16 protein-coding genes are annotated in these 18018 nt (G+C 63.3%); 6 read left to right on the top strand and 10 right to left on the bottom strand.

The window, feature by feature from the left end; translation table 11 throughout:
• The first annotated feature begins 293 nt into the window (after positions 1-293).
• The 5 genes from BMX61_RS18475 to BMX61_RS18455 all read left to right on the top strand — a co-directional run bounded on the left by BMX61_RS18475 (position 294) and on the right by BMX61_RS18455 (position 4463).
• Entirely contained in the window at positions 294-833 is a 540-nt protein-coding gene (locus BMX61_RS18475; protein ID WP_075625640.1) for a peroxiredoxin, read from the top strand.
• A 182-nt stretch (positions 834-1015) separates the two neighbouring features.
• On the top strand, positions 1016-1465 hold the full coding sequence (gene ureE / locus BMX61_RS18470; RefSeq protein ID WP_075625639.1) for an urease accessory protein UreE: 450 nt from the start codon (positions 1016-1018) through the stop codon (positions 1463-1465).
• Positions 1452-2147, top strand: a complete 696-nt coding sequence (locus BMX61_RS18465; protein ID WP_407703797.1) for an urease accessory protein UreF — start codon at positions 1452-1454, stop codon at positions 2145-2147. Before ureE ends, BMX61_RS18465 begins: the two co-directional genes overlap by 14 nt.
• Before the next feature lie 131 nt (positions 2148-2278).
• On the top strand, positions 2279-2890 hold the full coding sequence (ureG, locus tag BMX61_RS18460; RefSeq protein ID WP_075625638.1) for an urease accessory protein UreG: 612 nt from the start codon (positions 2279-2281) through the stop codon (positions 2888-2890).
• 232 nt (positions 2891-3122) lie between these two features.
• The gene (locus BMX61_RS18455) at positions 3123-4463 is read left to right on the top strand and encodes a pilus assembly protein TadG-related protein (RefSeq protein WP_075625637.1); all 1341 of its coding nucleotides are present in this window, start codon (positions 3123-3125) and stop codon (positions 4461-4463) included.
• Positions 4464-4634: 171 nt separating this feature from the next.
• Here the strand turns inward: BMX61_RS18455 and BMX61_RS18450 are convergent, their stop codons facing one another.
• The 10 genes from BMX61_RS18450 to BMX61_RS18405 form a co-directional block, all read right to left on the bottom strand.
• Positions 4635-7946, bottom strand: coding sequence for an efflux RND transporter permease subunit (locus BMX61_RS18450; RefSeq protein WP_075625636.1), 3312 nt, complete (start codon positions 7944-7946; stop codon positions 4635-4637).
• Positions 7947-7979: 33 nt separating this feature from the next.
• Positions 7980-9176, bottom strand: coding sequence for an efflux RND transporter periplasmic adaptor subunit (locus BMX61_RS18445; protein ID WP_075625699.1), 1197 nt, complete (start codon positions 9174-9176; stop codon positions 7980-7982).
• 356 nt (positions 9177-9532) lie between these two features.
• Positions 9533-10525, bottom strand: coding sequence for an ABC transporter substrate-binding protein (locus BMX61_RS18440; protein ID WP_075625635.1), 993 nt, complete (start codon positions 10523-10525; stop codon positions 9533-9535).
• A gap of 15 nt (positions 10526-10540) precedes the next feature.
• A complete protein-coding gene (locus tag BMX61_RS18435) occupies positions 10541-11407 on the bottom strand; it encodes an ABC transporter permease (RefSeq protein ID WP_075625634.1) in 867 nt (288 codons plus the stop codon).
• Positions 11404-12288 (bottom strand): ABC transporter permease, encoded by an 885-nt coding sequence (locus BMX61_RS18430; RefSeq protein WP_075625633.1) that lies wholly within the window; start codon positions 12286-12288, stop codon positions 11404-11406. Before BMX61_RS18430 ends, BMX61_RS18435 begins: the two co-directional genes overlap by 4 nt.
• Entirely contained in the window at positions 12285-12620 is a 336-nt protein-coding gene (locus BMX61_RS18425; protein WP_075625632.1) for a hypothetical protein, read from the bottom strand. Before BMX61_RS18425 ends, BMX61_RS18430 begins: the two co-directional genes overlap by 4 nt.
• A gap of 51 nt (positions 12621-12671) precedes the next feature.
• The gene (locus tag BMX61_RS18420) at positions 12672-13463 is read right to left on the bottom strand and encodes an ABC transporter ATP-binding protein (protein ID WP_075625631.1); all 792 of its coding nucleotides are present in this window, start codon (positions 13461-13463) and stop codon (positions 12672-12674) included.
• 115 nt (positions 13464-13578) lie between these two features.
• Entirely contained in the window at positions 13579-15036 is a 1458-nt protein-coding gene (gene hydA / locus BMX61_RS18415; RefSeq protein ID WP_075625630.1) for a dihydropyrimidinase, read from the bottom strand.
• Between the two features lie 73 nt (positions 15037-15109).
• Positions 15110-15556: an endonuclease domain-containing protein gene (locus BMX61_RS18410; protein WP_139198958.1), complete on the bottom strand. Its 447-nt coding sequence runs from the start codon at positions 15554-15556 to the stop codon at positions 15110-15112.
• A gap of 203 nt (positions 15557-15759) precedes the next feature.
• The gene (locus BMX61_RS18405; protein WP_075625698.1) at positions 15760-17010 is read right to left on the bottom strand and encodes a Zn-dependent hydrolase; all 1251 of its coding nucleotides are present in this window, start codon (positions 17008-17010) and stop codon (positions 15760-15762) included.
• 331 nt (positions 17011-17341) lie between these two features.
• On the opposite strand from BMX61_RS18405, the gene rutR reads away from it, so the two are divergent.
• On the top strand, positions 17342-17992 hold the full coding sequence (gene rutR, locus BMX61_RS18400) for an HTH-type transcriptional regulator RutR (protein WP_075625629.1): 651 nt from the start codon (positions 17342-17344) through the stop codon (positions 17990-17992).
• Positions 17993-18018: the final 26 nt, after the last annotated feature.

The following is an 18018-nucleotide window of genomic DNA, read 5'->3' as shown; positions in this document are numbered from 1 at the left end:
CCGTCTTTCATGCTGCGTCGCAGCGCCTCATTCGTTAAATTCCATTGCTCGCGGCGAGTCCGCAGCAGCGTTGGCAGCCTGTTTTCAGCGCCTTCTGTCTGCGGATCCGCAGCGTGTCGGCGTCCCGCCCCGGCATTCATGGGAGCCGTTGCAACTGACATGGTTTGTCAGAGTAAGGCGGTATCGGCGTCTGTGCCCTGACCTGTCTGGAGCGGGATCTCTGGGGAGATGTGAAGAGCGCCGCATGCGAGGGGTCGTTCAGCGCGGTGCATCCATATTTAAGGAGTTTATCGATGATCGGTAGAAAAGTACCCGCTGTAACCTTCCGCACACGCATTCGCGATGAGGCGGTCGGCGGTTCCAACCCCTATCGCTGGCAGGATGTTTCGACCGACGATTATTTCGCCGGCAAGCGCGTCGTGCTGTTTTCGCTGCCGGGCGCCTTCACGCCCACATGCTCGACCTTCCAGTTGCCCGATTACGAAAAGCTCGCGCCGGACTTCCGCGCGCACGGCATCGATGCGATCTATTGCCTCTCGGTCAACGACGCCTTCGTGATGAACGCCTGGGCCAAGAGCCAGAATCTGGAAAACGTCAAGGTCATCCCGGATGGCTCTGGCGAGTTCACCCGCAAGATGGGCATGCTCGTGGCCAAGGACAATCTCGGCTTCGGCATGCGCTCCTGGCGCTACGCAGCTGTCGTCAATGACGGCGTCATCGAGCAATGGTTCGAGGAAGAGGGTTACAGCGACAATTGCGAGACCGATCCTTATGGTCTCTCCTCGCCGCAAAACGTGCTCTCCGCCCTGCAGCAACATAAGCTGGCGGCCTGATCCTGTCCGCTCGATCATGAGACGAAGCCGTCCCTCGGGGCGGCTTTTTCATGAGGCGGGATAGCCCGGTGGCATGTCGGTGCCCCCGGCGGCAAAGATGGTGATGGCCTGTCTTCGCGCTTTCGCATCCGCGATATCGGGTCTAGATTGGCCGTCCGATTATCCTGCCAGACTGCAGCTTCATGCCCTATCGTTCGACTGAAATTCTCTCGCCAGGCCCTGCCGACATCGCGCCGATCGCAATCCTGACGCTTGTTCATGACCAGCGCCATGTGCGCCGCAAGCTCATTCATCTGCCTGATGACGATGTGGTCATGCTGGATTTGCGCCAGGCCGTGCAACTGGCCGATGGCGATCTTCTGGTGCTCGAAGGCGGAGGGCACATCCGCATCGAGGCAGCGGAGGAGCCGCTTTATGAGGTGCGGGCGCGGGATGCCAGGCATCTGACGGAGCTCGCCTGGCATCTAGGCAATCGCCATCTGCCCGCCGCCATCGAGGACGATCGCATCCTCATCCTGCGCGATCCGGTGATGCTGCCGATGCTCGAAGGGCTGGGGGCCACCGTGCGCATGGTGGAAGCACCCTTCCAGCCCGCACGCGGGGCCTATCACCATGGGCATGATCATGGCTGAGGCCAGCCAGCCAGGAAGCGCAAGCGCGACGACGGCGCTGCTGCGGCTGATGACCTGGCTGTCGCCGGCCTTTCCGGTCGGCGCCTTTTCTTATTCCTCCGGGCTCGAACAGGCGATCTCCAGCGGCATGCCGCAGGATGGAGAGGCGCTCTTCGACTGGCTCCAGGCCCTGTTGCTGCATGGCAGCCTATGGAACGATGCCGTGCTTCTGGCCGAAGCGCATCGCTGCATCGACCGGCCGGAGCCCTTGGCCGATGTCGCCGCTTTGGCGGAAGCCCTGGCGGGCGGGCGGGAGCGGCATCAGGAAACCATGCTGCAGGGGAGCGCCTTTCTGGCCGCAGCCTCAGCCTGGCCGCACCCTGTGCTGTCGATGCTCGAACAAGGCGCGGCCTATCCGGTCGCCGTCGGGGCTGTGGCGGGTGCGCATGGAATTGGGTGCATGGCAGCCGTCGCGGCCTATCTTCAGGCCGCTTTGGCGAACCAGACCTCGGTGGCGATCCGCTGCGGCCTGATCGGACAGGTTCAGGCTGTCGGCCTTCTCGCGCGGCTGGAAGCGCTGGTGGAGAACACGGCGGCGCGGGCCTCGGACTCTTCGCTGGAGGCACTCGGCACCGCCACGCTCCTTGCCGAGATTGCGACGCTAGCGCACGAGACCCTGCCATCGCGCCTGTTCCGCTCCTAAGACCGGAAATCAGTGGGAGCAATGCGTTCGTGTGGAATCGCTACGCCCAATAAGGGTAGTCTCTGTCGAAAGGCCGGGCATGACGGGCTCGGCCACACCTGCTTTGCACATTCGAGAAAAGGAGCCGCGTCATGGCATCGAAAAATGGTCCGCTGCGGGTGGGCATCGGGGGGCCCGTCGGGTCAGGCAAGACGGCTTTGACGGACAAGCTGTGCAAGGCCATGCGCGAGCGCTACTCGGTCGCCGTCGTCACCAATGATATCTACACGCAGGAGGATGCCGAAGCACTGGTGCGCATGCAGGCGCTCCCCTCCGAGCGCATCGTCGGCGTGGAAACCGGCGGATGCCCGCATACGGCCATTCGCGAAGATGCGACGATCAATCTGCAGGCGATTGCCGATCTGAACCGGCGCTTTCCCGATCTCGACGTGGTCTTCATCGAATCCGGCGGAGACAATCTGGCGGCGACCTTTTCGCCCGATCTGGCGGATCTGACCATCTATGTCATCTCCGTCTGCCAAGGAGAGGAGATCCCGCGCAAGGGCGGCCCTGGCATCACCAAGTCCGATCTCCTCGTCATCAACAAGCGCGACCTCGCGCCCTATGTCGGCGCGGATCTCGATGTCATGGAGCGGGATGCCACGCGCATGCGCGACAGCAAGCCTTTCGTGTTTTCCGACATGAAGCGCGGCGATGGTGTCGATGCCGTGGTACGTTTTCTGCAGATCGAGGGTGGGCTGTAGAGCTTTTCGCTCGAACGAAGCGGCCTATCACGCGCAGGATTGGCTACTGGGGCCTGTAGACGATGTGCGGTCCACGGCATCGTCCTGTGCGAACTGCCTTGCCTCGCCCCTAAATCAGCCTGATTCAATTTAGCTTTTTTACATTTTCGCAGCCTATCGTGCTGGTTGTGGCGGGAGCGGGCTCATCTTGACCGTGCCCCACTGCAACCCGAACAGGCTGCGAAAGATACTCATGAAAACCCTTCTTGCCGCGCGCGCCGGGAATTTCGGCATGTTTGCGGCCCTTCTGGCCATTCCCGTGGTCGCGGCGCTGGGCGTGGCGGTTGATTTCGGCACCTCGATGAGCCGCAAGGCAGAGGTGCAGAACGCCGCCGATGCTGCCGTGCTTGCCGTTGCTGCGATGAAGACCGGATCGGACAGCCAGATGGTTGCCGAGGGCCGGCGCGTGTTTCTCGGCAACCTGCCGCCGGCCGTGGCGGCGATGACCGTGATCGAAGAGCTAAAGCTCTCCGCCGACAATCTCGTGACGCTGAAGGCGCGTGTGGCTGTACCGCTGACCCTCAGCCGCATGATCCAGAGCAAGCCAATCGACGTGCGGGTCGTCGCGCAGGCGATCCGGGCGCTCGAGCAATTGCTCGAGGTGGTGCTGGTTCTCGACAATACCTATTCCATGTCCGGCAAGAAGCTTGCCGACCTGAAGAAGGCGGCCAATCGCCTTCTCGATATTTTCGAGCAGACGGGCAAGTCGACCCTGATGGTCGGCATCGTCCCCTTCTCGAACTATGTCAATGTCGGCCTGTCCCACCGCAAGGACTCCTGGCTGACGGTCCCCGATGATTTCAGCCGGACGGAAAACATCTGTCGAAACACAGTGACCAGCAAAAGCGGCTGCCGCAAAGTCCCCTCTGTGCGCGATGGCATCGACACGGGCGGCACGGTGGAGAAATGCGACAGCTACACCACGACCCGGACCTGCGGGGACGAACAGCGCAGCTATCGCTGGTCCGGCTGTGTCGGCTCGCGCAGCTATCCCCTCGACGTTCATGACATCAAGCCCGAGCGGCGCTATACGGGGCTCCTGAACATCAGTTGCGGCGCGCCAATGTTGCCGCTGACCAACGACTACAAGAAGCTGCGCGCGGCGGTGTCCTCGATGGTCGCCAACAACGACACCTATATTCCCGCCGGGATTCTCTGGGGCTGGAATCTCCTGTCGTCCGCCTTGCCCTTCGATGAAAGCGCGTCGCTGCCGACAGGCGGCAAGCAGGCCATGATCGTGATGACCGACGGCGCCAACACGCTCTCCCCCGGTACGGGGACGAACTATGTCTATCACAATGGCAACAAGGCCGATCAGGCCGACAGGCTGATGGGCGAGGTCTGCCGCAATGCGAAGGACGACGGCGTCACGGTCTATACGGTTGCCGTTGGTGTGGCGCCGGAAGCCGTCGCCAAGCTCGCCAGTTGCGCCAGCGATGAAGGCAAGGCCTTTTCCGTCGAGCGCTCCGACGAGCTGATCGGCGTTTTCCAGAACATGGCGTCCAGCATCATCAGCCCCAGGCTGACGCGATAAGACGAGCTATCGCCGCATCGGGCATGCGGCAGCTCTTGCCACAACGCTGTCTTCGACGCGCGTGCAGTCTTCGCCACACGATCAAGATCGCGCTGGCCGAGCATGGCGGGTGAAGGGGTAAAGTCTCTCTTGCGTCATGGCGGCGCCCTTTCGGGCGCCGAAGGACGATGCTTATTCTGCAGCCAGCCGCGGATGGGCGACGACATGGCCGCCGCGTGGCAGGACGCGGCCTTCCAGTCGGTCGATGCGGTCCTGCAGCTCTTCGATCTGGCGTTCCTGGTCGCCGATCTTGTCAGTCAACTCGGCATTCGCCAGCGGTTCGGCTTCCTGTTCCTTCGAGCCGACGAAGCGGCCGAAGAGGCGGCCGAGCAGGCGCGAAAGATCGTCCATGATCAGGAAGAAAGACGGCACGACGAGCAGCGAGAGCACGGTGGAGACGATGATGCCGCCGATCACCGCGATCGCCATCGGCGCGCGGAAAGAGCCGCCTTCGCCGACGCCCAATGCCGAGGGCAGCATGCCCGCCGACATGGCGATCGAGGTCATGATGATCGGGCGCGCGCGCTTGCGGCCGGCCTCGACCATGGCCTCAACGCGCTCCATGCCATGCCGCTTCATCTCGATGGCGAAATCGACCAGCAGGATGGCGTTCTTGGTGACGATACCCATCAGCATGAGAATACCGATCAAGACCGGCATGGACATGGGATTGTGCGTGACAAGCAGCCCGACGGCCACGCCGCCAATGGCCAGCGGCAGCGAGAACAGGATGGTGAAGGGCTGGATGACATCCTTGAACAGAAGGATCAGCACGACCAGAACCAGCATCAGCCCGAGCAGCATGGCGTTGCCGAAGCTGTGCTGCATTTCGGCCTGGACCTCGGCATCACCCGATTCCTGGAAGCGCACGCCATGCGGCAGCTCGGTTTCGGCCGCAACCTGCCTGAATCGGCCGGAGGCGGTGTCGAGCGCCACGCCGATCGGCAAGTCGGCGCCCAGCGTGATCACCCGGTCGCGGTCATAGCGCTTGATGGAGCTCGGCCCTTCCGAATAATCGATGTCGGCCAGCGTGGAGATCGGCACCAGCGTGCCGCTCGCCGTGCGCACCTTGAGATTGCGGATGGCGCCGAGATCGGCGCGCATGCGCGTGTCCACCTGCACGCGAATCGGGATCTGCCGGTCATCGAGCGAGATCTTGGTCAGTGCCGCGTCGACATCGCCGATGGTGGCGACACGCACCACTTCGGCGATTTCCTGCGTGGTGACGCCGAGGCGCGACATCTGCTCGGCGCGCGGGCGGATCTGCAGCTCGGGCCGGGGCAGGGCGCCGTCGGGGCTGACATTGGCGAGCACCGTCTCGTTGCGCAGCTTCGCCTGCAGCCGGCTGACGGCCTCGGTCAGCTGCGCATCGCCCTTCGACAGAAGGTTGAAGGACAGGTCGCGCTCCCCGCGGTCATTGAGCTTCGTCACGCGCAGGTCGGGAATGTTGGCAAGCGCGGCATAGATTTCCTTCTCGATCTGCGCCTGGGGGATGATGCGGCCCTTGGGCGGCAGCTTCGGCAGGTGCGGACCGATGACGGGAAGATTGCCGAACAGATTGTTGACCAGCTTGTTGACGAGCGAGTGGTCGAGCTTGTGCAGCAGGACGGTCACGGTGGCCCGCCGCAGCTCCAGATCGCCCTTCGGCGAGGCGCCGCCGAGCACGAAGACGCCTTCGACGCCGTTCATATCCTTGACGCGGTCATAGATCGTTGCCGTGGTCCGGTCCGTATCCTCTAGCATGGCGTCCGGCGGAAGTTCCACTGAGAGCACGATGCGCGACGCGTCCTCCGGCGGCAGGAAGCTGCCGGGCACGGTGGACAGCAGGAACAGCGAACCGACAAGGAAAGCGATGGCCGCCATAAGCGTGGCATAGCGCATGTACCAGCGCCGGGTCGTGAAAGTGACCAGGCGCGTATAGAAGCGCATGATCGGCCCGTCCTTGTCATGGTCCTCATGGCCGTCGGCATCGCCGGAGCGCATGAAATAGGCGGCCATGACGGGCGTGATCAGCCGCGCCACCATCAGCGAGAAGAAGACGGAGACGGCGACCGTCAAGCCGAACTGGATGAAATATTGCCCGGGGATACCCGGCATGAAGGAGACTGGCACGAAGACGGCGATGATGGTGAAGGTTGTGGCGATCACCGCCAGGCCGATCTCGTCCGCCGCCTCGATCGCCGCACGATAGGGCGTTTTGCCCATCTTGATATGGCGCGAGATGTTCTCGATCTCGACGATGGCGTCGTCGACGAGAATGCCGGTCGCCAGCGTCAGCGCCAGGAAGGACACCAGATTCAGCGAGAAGCCGAGCTGGTCCATGACGAAGAAGGTGGGGATGGCGGACAGCGGCAGGGCGGCGGCCGAGATCAGCGTCGCGCGCCAGTTGCGCAGGAAGAGCAGCACGACGGCCACGGCCAGCAGCGCGCCTTCGATCAGCGTGTCCAGCGCCGCCTCGTAATTGCCATAGGTGAAATAGACCGAGTCGTTGACGAGCTTGATGTCGACGTCGGGATTTTCGGCGCGCACTTTGGTCAGCGTCTTGGCGACGGTTTCGGCCACCGTTACTTCACTGGCGCCCTTGGAGCGGAAGACGGCGAAGGTGACGACGGGCACGCCGTCGAAGCGCGAGAAGCTCTTCGGCTCCTCATAGGTGTCCGTCACCGTGCCGAGATCGGACAGGCGCACGAAGCGGCCGTTCGGCAAGGCGATCATCGTGGAGGCAAGCCCCTGGACCGAGCGCGTATCGCCCAGCGTGCGGATCGCCTGCTCGGACCCACCGACCTGGCCACGGCCGGAGCCGAGGTCGCGGTTGGTCTGGCGCAGCTGCGCGTTGATATCCGAGGCGGTGACGCCATAGGCGTTCAGCCGTGCGTCGTTCAGCGCCACGCGCACTTCGCGGTCGGCGCCGCCATAACGGTCGATCTTGCCGATGCCGGCCTGGCCCTGCAGCGCCCGCTTGATCTTATCGTCGACGAACCAGGAAATCTCTTCCAGCGTCATGTTCGGCGCGGAGACGGCGAAGGTCTGGATCGCCTGGCCCTCGACATCGACCTTGGCGACGATAGGCTCATCGATCGAGGCGGGCAGCGTCCCGCGGATGCGATCGATCGCGTCCTTCGTGTCCTGAACGGCCTGCGGCGTCGGAATTTCCATGTGGAACTCGACGGCGGTGACCGACTGTCCGTCCGAAATGGTCGAGGTTACATGCTTGACGCCGGAGATGCCGGCGACGGCATCCTCGATCTCCTTGGTGACCTGCGCTTCGAGCTCAGAGGGGGAGGCGCCGCTCTGCGAGACGGTGATCGACACGATCGGCACGTCGATATTCGGAAACCGGGTGATCGGCAGCGTATTGAAGGACTGATAGCCCATGAAGAGCAACAGCACGAAGGCCAGGATCGGCGCGATCGGGTTGCGGATGGCCCAGGCGGAAAAGTTCATGATCGCGCTCGCTTTGGAACGGAAACTGAAGGGTTAGTTGGTTTCGGCCGGGGCCGACGTCACCGGATTGATCTTGTCGCCGTCGCGCACATAGGCGCCGGCTTTTGCGACCACCTGGTCGCCGGCCTTGAGGCCCGATTTAACCTCGACCCGTCCGCCATCCTGAATGCCGATCACCACGGGTACCATGGCGACGACACCGCCTTCGACCTTGCGGGCGAAGCTGCCATCGGCCTTGCGGGTGACCGCTGTCTGCGGCAGCGTCAGCGCCGTCTTCTCTGCCACCGTGATCGTCGCGCCGGCATACATGCCGACCCGCGCCTTGCCGGAGGAGGGCAGGGAGACATAGGCGAGGCCCAGCCGCGTCTGCGCATCCACGGTCGGTGACAGAAGGCGGATCGTGCCCTCAAGCGTTTCATTGCCATCGGCAAGCGCCACGGCGACCTTTTGTCCCGGCGCCAGGCGCATCAGGTCCGTCTCGGCCACATCGGCGCGCAGCTCCAGCGCGCCATCGCGAACGATGGTGAACAGCGGCTGGCCGGCGCCCGTGGCGATGGCGCCGACCTTGGCGGTCTTCACCGAAATCACGCCCGAGACGGGTGCTTTCACGTCGGTGCGCGTCAGCCGAAGGTCGACATCGCTGATCTGCGCATCGACCACGGCAATATCGGCCTTGGCGACGGCAATCATCTGTTCGGCAGAATTGACACGGGCCCGCGCAGCGGCCGCCGCCGATTCCTGCTGCTCGCGCTGCGCGGTGGAGACGGAGCCGGACGCGGCGAGCCGCTGCGAACGTGCGCTGGTCCGGTCGGCCTCCTCGGCATTGGCCTGAGCCTCCACCAGCTGCGCCTGGTATTGGGCCAAAGCGGCCTCGGCCTTCGCGCGCTGGGCCTGATACTGGCTCTTTTGCAGGAGGAGCGTGTCCTTGTCGAGCGCGGCGAGGACCTGTCCGGCCTTGACCTGATCGCCAACATCGACATTGACGGCGGCAATGGGCAGGCCTTCGACCAGAGGCGCTGCATAGCTTTCATCGACGGCCTGGATCGTGCCCGTGGCCTTCACCCTGTCGACCACCGGCTTCGACTCCACTGCCGTCACCACGATGGCCGGCAGGCGCGGCGCGGCGGACGCGGCCTGTGCCGGCACATCCTCGGCAGCTGCCGTGCCCGCAAAAAGCAGGCCCAGCAGCAGCGGCGCCGGCAGCCAGATGGATTTGCGATGGTCGATCATGCCCATTTCCCCACTCACCTCAGGTGATCCGGTTTTGCGCCCGGTCTTGTCCGGAATTTTCGCGGGCAACCCCTTAAGGTCCCCTTATATGCCGGCTGTCGTCATCCGTCATCCGCGCATGCCTTGTGCGACGTCTCCAGCCTGCGTGATTGCCCCATCACGCATCTGTCCACCACCATGACGGCTATTTCACGACGATCCTTAGCCGCTAGAAGCGATAAAGGATGGTGCCTCACTATTTACATCGTTCTATGTTCGTTCGCAATCCCATTTCAATGCAAAAACCGCAGCAGGCCATTTTTCAGGCCAGCTGCGGTCTTTAGGGATAAATCAAGGACTTGGGTTTTGCCGAGGGCCTACTTCAGCGCCGCCTCGGTGATCTCATGGGTGAAGGCGCCGGCCGGCTCCTTGGTGATCACGGGATCGGAGCCGCCCTTGAGCAGGGAGTCGACGGTGCGCTTGTAGTCGGCTTCGTCGAGTGCGCCGTTCGAGCCGGCGGTCAGCTTGGCGACCTCGCTGGCCATGCGCTTCTGGTGCTTTTCCGTCTGGGCGCCGGTCGCATCGTTCTCCAGGACGATTTCCGCCGCCTCGTCCGGATGCTCCTCGGCATATTTCCAGCCCTTCATCGAAGCGCGGACGAATTTGACCATTTTCTCCTTGAAGGCCGGGTCTTTCAGCTTGTCTTCCAGCACGTAGAGACCGTCTTCGAGCGTGGCGACACCTTGATCCTCATATTTGAAGGTGATGAGGTCATCGGGCTTGATGCCGGCGTCGATCACCTGCCAATATTCATTATACGTCATGGTCGAGATGCAGGCCGCCTGCTTCTGGATCAGCGGATCGACGTTGAAGCCCTGCTTCAGCACCGTCACGCCCTCCGGGCCGCCATCGGTCTTGATGCCGAGATGGCTCATCCAGGAGAGGAACGGATATTCATTGCCGAAGAACCAGACGCCGAGCGTCTTGCCTTTGAAATCGGCCGGGGTCTTGACGCCGGATTCCTTCAGGCAGGTCAGCATCATGCCGGACTTCTTGAAGGGCTGGGCGATGTTGACCAGTGGCACGCCCTTTTCGCGCGTTGCCAGCGCGGATGGCATCCAGTCGACGATGACGTCGGCGCCGCCGCCGGCGATCACCTGGGGCGGAGCGATATCGGGGCCACCGGGCTTGATCTCGACGTCGAGGCCTTCGGCTTCATAGAATCCCTTTTCCTTGGCAACGTAATAGCCGCCGAACTGCGCCTGGGTCACCCATTTCAGCTGCAGGGTCACCTTGTCCGCTGCCTGGGCCTGGAGTGCCATCAGCGAGGCCGCGCCCGCCAGGAGGAGCGATGCGATCATGCGTGTCATTGTCAGTTCCCCTTTTTATGCCCGTTCACCGCGAACGGACGGATGCCAGAAAGTGACGGCCCGCTCGACGAGCGCCACCGCGCCGTAAAAGGCCGAGCCGGCGAGCGCGGCGACGGCGATTTCGGCCCAGACCATATCGACATTCATGCGGCCAACCTCGGTCGAGATGCGAAAGCCCATGCCGACGATCGGCGTGCCGAAAAACTCCGCCACGATGGCACCGATTAGCGCCAGCGTCGAATTGATCTTCAGCGCATTGAAGATGAAGGGCCAGGCGGCCGGCAGCCTGAGCTTGACCAGCGTTTGCCACCAGCTGGCCGCATAGGTGCGCATCAGGTCCGTTTCCATGGACGAGGCGGCGGAGAGGCCGGTGACGGTGTTCACCAGCATCGGGAAGAAGGTCATGATCACCACGACGGCGACCTTGGAGGGCCAGTCGAATCCGAACCACATGACCATGATCGGCGCGATGCCGACAACCGGCAGGGCGGAAACAAAATTGCCGAGCGGCAGGAGCCCCTTCTGCAGAAAGGGCGAGCGGTCGATGGCGATGGCGACGAGAAAGCCGAGGCCGCAGCCGAGCACATAGCCCGTCAGCACCGACTTCAGCACGGTCTGCTGGAAATCCGCCCACAGGATCGGCAGCGAGCCGATCAGCCGTGTCCAGATCATCGAAGGGGGCGGCAGAAGCACGACCGGCACCTGGAAACCGCGCACCAGCCCTTCCCAAAGCACGAGAATGGTGATGCCGAAGATCAGCGGCACGGCAATGTCGATCGCCCGCTTCAGGCTTTTCGACGCCGGGCGCAGGCGCACCAGCCACTCGTTGAAGGCCCAGGCGAGGAGCCAGAAGGCGAGGGCGCCGATCACGATCAGGTTCATGGCCGCGCCCCCATGCGTTTCAAGACCATGGCATGCAGCATGCCGACAACAAGCACCAGCACGGCGGCAAGCCCCGCCGCCATGAACAGCGCCGACCAGATCTGCACAGTCTGTCCATAATAGGAGCCGGCGAGCAGCCGCGCGCCGAGCCCTGCCACAGCCCCAGTCGGCAGCTCGCCGACGATGGCGCCGACCAGCGAAATGGCGATCGCCACCTTCAGCGAGGTGAAGAGATAGGGCATGGCGGCCGGCCAGCGCAGCTTGGTCAGCACTTGGGCGGGGCTGGCATCATAGGTGCGCATCAGGTCGAGCTGGATCTGTTCGGGGCTGCGAAGGCCCTTCACCATGCCGACGACGATGGGAAAGAAGGAAAGGTAAGTGGAAATTAGCGCCTTGGGCAGGATGCCAGACAGGCCGATGGCGTTGAGCACGACGATGATCATGGGCGCGACGGCGAGGATCGGGATCGTCTGGCTGGCGATCACCCAGGGCATGAGCGAGCGGTCCATGGCCCGGTTATGCACGATGCCAACGGCGAGCACAATGCCGAGCACCGTGCCGATGGCAAAGCCGAGCAGCGTGGCCGAGAGCGTGACCCAGGCGTGGTAGACCAGGCTGCGCTTGGAGGTGATCGGCTTGTTGACGGTCGTATCCCACAGCTCGGCAAAGACCTGATGCGGGGCCGGCAGCACCGGGCGCTCCTGCATCATCGTGTTCTTCAGAAGGTCTGTGAGCGCGATGGTGGTTCCCGCCCGTGCGGCCGTGTCGCGCTCGAAGGGCGCGTTGAGCCAGGCGGCGGCCGCGTACCAGAAAACCAGCACGGCGAGGAGGATGGTGACGACAGGCAGGATCTTGTCGCGCATGGCGTGGGTCTGGCTCATGGCTTGCTCCCCGTCGGAAAGAGCATCAGCCCCATGGCAACGACACCCAGGGCCACGCCGGCCATCTGCGGCACCGTCAAGCGTTCGCCGAAAACGACAAAGGCAATGCCGTTGATCGCCACCAGCTGCCCGATGGCCGACAGCGATATGGCAAGACCGAGACCGCCTTCGCGCATCAGCCGGATCATCAGAAGATTGCCGATGCAGTAAAGCAGCAGCGACAGCACGAGCAGCGGCCAGCGCTCGGAGCTGACATAGGCGCGCGAGACAGTGGCGGCGACGAGGAAGATCGGGATGGAGACGACGAGAAGAAGAAGAAAACGCCCGCTCATGCCGGATCTCCCGATCGACAGAGCCGCCGGTCCTGGGAAAGGATCGACTGTCTATTCGTCATAGCTGTGCCCCGCGCGCAGACCCTCGCGCACCCGAGCGGCGATCTCGAGAAACTCCGGCGTCTCGCGAATGTCGAGTGGCCTCTCCTTGGGAAGGGTGGAGGTGATGACATCGGTCACCCGGCCAGGGCGCGGGCTCATCACCACGATCTTGGTCGAGAGATAGACGGCCTCGGGAATGGAATGGGTGACGAAGCAGATGGTCTTGTTCGTCTGCGCCCAGAGCTTCAACAATTGCTCGTTCAGGTGGTCGCGCACGATCTCGTCCAGCGCGCCGAAGGGCTCGTCCATCAACAAGAGATCGGCATCGAAGGCCAGCGCCCGGGCGATGGAGGCGCGCTGCTGCATGCCGCCGGACAATTGCCAGGGGAATTTTCGCCCGAAGCCGGTGAGATTGACCAGGGCCAAGACCCGCTCAATACGAGCCTTTCGCTCGGCGGGCGGCGTGCCCATGATCTCAAGCGGCAGCGCGATATTGTCCTCGATGGTGCGCCAGGGATAAAGCGCCGCCGCCTGGAAGACATAGCCATAGGAGCGGTTGCGCCGTGCATCCTCCGGCGTCGTGCCATTGACGGTGATGGTGCCGTCGGTCGGGCGTTCGAGATCGGCGATCACCCGCAGAAAGGTGGTCTTGCCGCAGCCCGAAGGCCCGATGAAGGAGACGAAATCGCCCTTGGCGATATCGAGATCGACCCCGGTCAGGGCCGTCACGGGCCCGTCTGCGGTCTTGAAGGTGAGGCCGAGCTTGCGCGCGGAGATGACGGAGGCAGGCGAGGGGATCATTGCGGGCACGCTCATCGGATCACCGGGGGAGACTGCGCCCAAGCCAGGCCGGGCGCAATGCGGAAGGTTGCAGCGGGCGCGAAATTGGTGTGGACGCGCATGCGGCCTTCGCTTCTCACACCCCGCTCACCGGTATTCCCGTACGCTCCACCTTGCGCGGCGCAGTCAGTGCCTTCCAAGTGGAGAGCGCCTTGGCGGGCGCGGTCAGCGGCGGGCGGGGCACGAAGCGGCCATGGCCTTCCTGGCTCTTCATCGCCCCTTCCTCCACCGCCACCTGGCCGCGCGTCAGCGTGAAGCGCGGCAGGCCCATCACCTGCTTGCCCTCGAAGACATTGTAATCGATCGCCGATTGCTGGCTGGCGGCGGTAATCATCTTGCCGCGCTTGGGGTCCCAGACGATCAGATCGGCATCGGCCCCGACCAGGATCGCACCCTTCTTCGGGTAGATATTGAGGATCTTGGCGATGTTGGTCGAGGTGACGGCGACGAACTCATTCATCGTCAGACGGCCGGTGCTCACCCCATAGGTCCAGAGCATCGGCAGCCGGTCTTCGAGCCCGCCGGTGCCGTTCGGGATCTTGCGGAAATCGCCAAGGCCGGTACGCTTCTGCTGGGTGGTAAAGGCGCAATGGTCCGTCGCCACGCATTGCAGCGAGCCCGACGCCAAGCCCGCCCACAGGCTGTCCTGATGCGTCTTGCTGCGGAAGGGCGGCGACATCACCCGCCGCGCCGCATGGTCCCAATCCTTGTTGAAATATTCGCTCTCATCCAGCGTCAAATGCTGGACCAGCGGCTCGCCATAGACGCGCATGCCCTTCTGCCGGGCGCGGCGGATCGCCTCATGGCTCTGCTCGCAGGAGGTGTGGACGATATAGACCGGGCAGCCGGCCATGTCGGCGATCATGATCGCGCGGTTGGTGGCCTCGCCCTCCACCTCGGGCGGGCGGGAATAGGCATGTGCTTCCGGCCCGTCATTGCCCTCGGCCATCAGTTTCGCCTGCATCTGCGCCACCACATCGCCGTTTTCGGCATGGACGAGCGGCAGGGCGCCGAGCTCAGCGCAGCGCTGAAAGGAGGAGAACATCTCGTCGTCATCCACCATCAGCGCGCCCTTATAGGCCATGAAATGCTTGAAGGTGTTGATGCCCTTGTCGCGGACAATGGTCTCCATCTCGTTGAAGACCTGCTCGCCCCACCAGGTGATCGCCATATGGAAAGAATAGTCGCAGGCCGCGCGCGAGGTCTTGTTGTCCCACATGGTCAGCGCGTCGAGCATGGACTGGCCGGGATTGGGCAGCGCGAAATCCACCACCATGGTCGTGCCGCCGGCCAGAGCGGCGCGCGTGCCGCTGTCGAAATCATCGGCCGAATAGGTGCCCATGAATGGCATTTCCAGATGCGTGTGCGGGTCGATCCCGCCGGGCATGACATAACAGCCGGTCGCGTCCAGCTCGGCTCCGCCCGTCAGATTCGGCCCGATCTCGGAGATCACGCCGTCTTCGATGCGAATGTCGGCCTTGTAGGTGAGGTCGGCGGTGACGATGGTGCCGTTCTTGATGATGGTGCTGGTCATGGCTGTTCTCCTCTTCGGCGACATTGCATCGCTCTCTTATGGGCTGGCTGGCCGCTAGGCCTGTATAAGCTCGTTATCCTCGACCCTCGGATTGCCCGCCTGGAATGGCATCGCTGCGGCAGTAAAACCTGACGGTTTCGCACGTACCGACAAGCCGTCCATCCAATGCGGCCAGAATCGTCGTCAGAACCTCCGCGAGATGATAGGTCGTCTCATGGTTCCAGAAGCGCAGCACGGAATAGCCGTCTCCATTGAGCCATTCGGTCCTCACCTGATCCTCTCTGCTGTCGGCATGTTGAAACCCGTCCAGCTCGATGATCAACCGCCTCTCGCGGCAAATAAAATCAACGACGTAAGGCCCTAAAGGAATCTGGCGCGAGAATTTATGGCCGTTCAGAAGCCGATTGCGCAACTGAGCCCAAAGCACGTGTTCCGCATCGGTTTCCCGCTTGCGAAGCTTTCTTGCGATTGCCGTGGCGCCAGGGCGCCGCTTGCTGACAGGCGATTTGACTGGTGACATCGGCAAGACCCCCTCATCCGACCCTTCGTCTCTTCTCCCCGCTGGGGAGAAGAGACGAAGGCCGCGCCGCTTCAGCCTATCAGCAAGCGCTACGGGAGCAGAGTCGTTGAAACGGATGCGCCGCCCGCCCCGTCTTCTCCCCAGCGGGGAGAAGGTGGCCCGAAGGGTCGGATGAGGGGGCGAGGCAGGGTGAGGCATTGCGGTTACTCCACCAGCCCCGCCGTCTCCACCACCGCATGAAACAGCACGTCGCAGCCGGCCGACGCCCAATCCTTGGAGATCTCTTCCGCCTCATTGTGCGAGAGGCCGCCGACGCAGGGGCACATGATCATGGTGGCGGGCGCGACCTTGGCGGCCCAGCAGGCGTCGTGGCCGGCGCCGGAGACGATGTCGCGATGGGAGAGGCCGAGCTTTTCGGCCGAGCGGCGCACGGTTTCGACCAGACCGGGATCGAAGGTCACGGGATCGAAATGGCCGACGGCCTCGACCGCGCAGCCGACGCCGATTTCCAAACAGATCTCGGCCGCTTCCGCCTCGATGCGCGCGCGCATGCGGTTGAGCTTGGCGAGATCGGGGGTGCGGATATCGACGGTGAAGACCACCTTGCCCGGCAGGACATTGCGGGAATTGGGCGAGAAGAACACCTGACCGACGCCGCCCACGGCATCCGGCTGGCTTTCCATCGCCACCCGCTGCACCATCTCGATGATGCGCGACATGGCGAGCCCGGCATTGACGCGCATGGCCATGGGCGTCGAGCCGGTATGGGCTTCCTTGCCGGTCAAGGTGAATTCCAGCCACCACAGGCCTTGGCAATGGGTGACGACGCCAATCGTCTTGTTCTCGGCTTCCAGAATCGGACCCTGCTCGATGTGATATTCGAGATAGGCGTGCATCTTGCGCGCGCCCACCTCTTCCTCGCCCAGCCAGCCGATGCGCTGGAGCTCCTCGCCATAGGTCTTGCCGTCGGGGTCCTTGCGCCCATAGGCATAGTCGAGCGTGTGGACGCCGGCAAAGACGCCGGAGGCGAGCATGGCCGGGGCGAAACGCGCGCCTTCCTCGTTCGCCCAGTTCGTGACGACCACGGGATGTTTGGTGCGGATGCCGAGATCGTTCATGGTGCGCACGACTTCGAGCGCCGCGAGCACGCCGAGCACGCCATCGAATTTGCCGCCGGTGGGCTGCGTGTCGAGATGCGAGCCGACATAGACGGGCAGGGCAGCGGGATCCTCACCGGCGCGGGTCGCGAACATGGTGCCCATCTTGTCGACGCCCATGGTCAGTCCGGCGGCTTCGCACCAGGACTGGAAGAGGGCGCGTCCCTCGGCATCCGCATCGGTCAGGGTCTGGCGGTTGTTGCCGCCGGCAATGCCGGGGCCGATCCTGGCCATGTCCATCAGCGCGTCCCAGAGCCTGTCGGCGTTGACGCGCATGTTCTCGCCTGGCGCTGCCATGCGTCTCCCTTTCTCATTGTCGCGGGCGCCGATGGTGGTGATGCCATCGGGTGCCTTGCGTCGTTCCCATGCTTGGCCTGCTTTGCGGGTGCGCCCGCATGCGGCCTTTTTGTTGTTCGCCAAAGCCGAAAGACATGGCGAGATGGTCTTCGGCGGGCGGCCCGTTTTTCTGAGCCGCCTTCCGATCGGCCGTTGCCTTTACTGGCGAACTGACTGATAATTTGACCGGTTGGTAAACATTATGAGCTTCCAAGCCTGCACTCAAGACGGAAAAATCAAAAATTCTCAAAGGCTGGCGGCTGGAATTGATGAAGGGGCGCGGCGCAGAGTCATGGCACTTCCCAGAGCAGCGAAGACGCAGAGACGCACCCGGATTCAGGAGGAGAAAGAAGAGCGGATTCTGGAGGCGGCGCTCGAGGTTTTCGCCACCAATGGCTTTCGCGGGTCCACCATCGATCAAATCGCCGAAGTGGCCGGCATGTCCAAGCCGAACCTGCTCTATTATTTCCGTACCAAGGAGGCGATGCACCGCGCCTTGATCGAGCGGGTGCTCGATACTTGGCTCGACCCCCTGCGTGCTTTCGATGCCGAGGGCAATCCGTCGGCCGAGATCCGCAGCTATATCCGTCGCAAGCTGGAAATGTCGCGCGATTTCCCGCGCGAGAGCCGGCTCTTCGCCAATGAGGTGTTGCAGGGGGCGCCGCATATCGAGGATGAGCTCGTCGGCCCGCTGAAGCAGCTGGTGGATGAGAAGGCGCAGGTGATCCGCGCCTGGGCCAAGGCCGGCAAGATCGCCAAATGCGATCCCTACCATCTGATCTTCGCCATCTGGGCCACCACCCAGCATTATGCCGATTTCGACGTGCAGGTGCGCGCAGTGCTCGGCGAGGATCTGGCGGGCGAGGGGCGTTTCGAGGATGCCGCCCGGTTTCTGGAGCAATTGTTCCTGAATGGGCTGAAGGTGCAGTCCACGGTTCCTTGAGCCGTGTCGCATTCCGTCGTGTTCTC

The sequence above is a fragment of the Xaviernesmea oryzae genome, from assembly GCF_900109605.1.
GTDB lineage: Bacteria > Pseudomonadota > Alphaproteobacteria > Rhizobiales > Rhizobiaceae > Xaviernesmea > Xaviernesmea oryzae.
The sequence above is the reverse complement of the archived record's forward strand: the minus strand, read 5'-3'. Positions and strand labels throughout refer to the sequence as shown.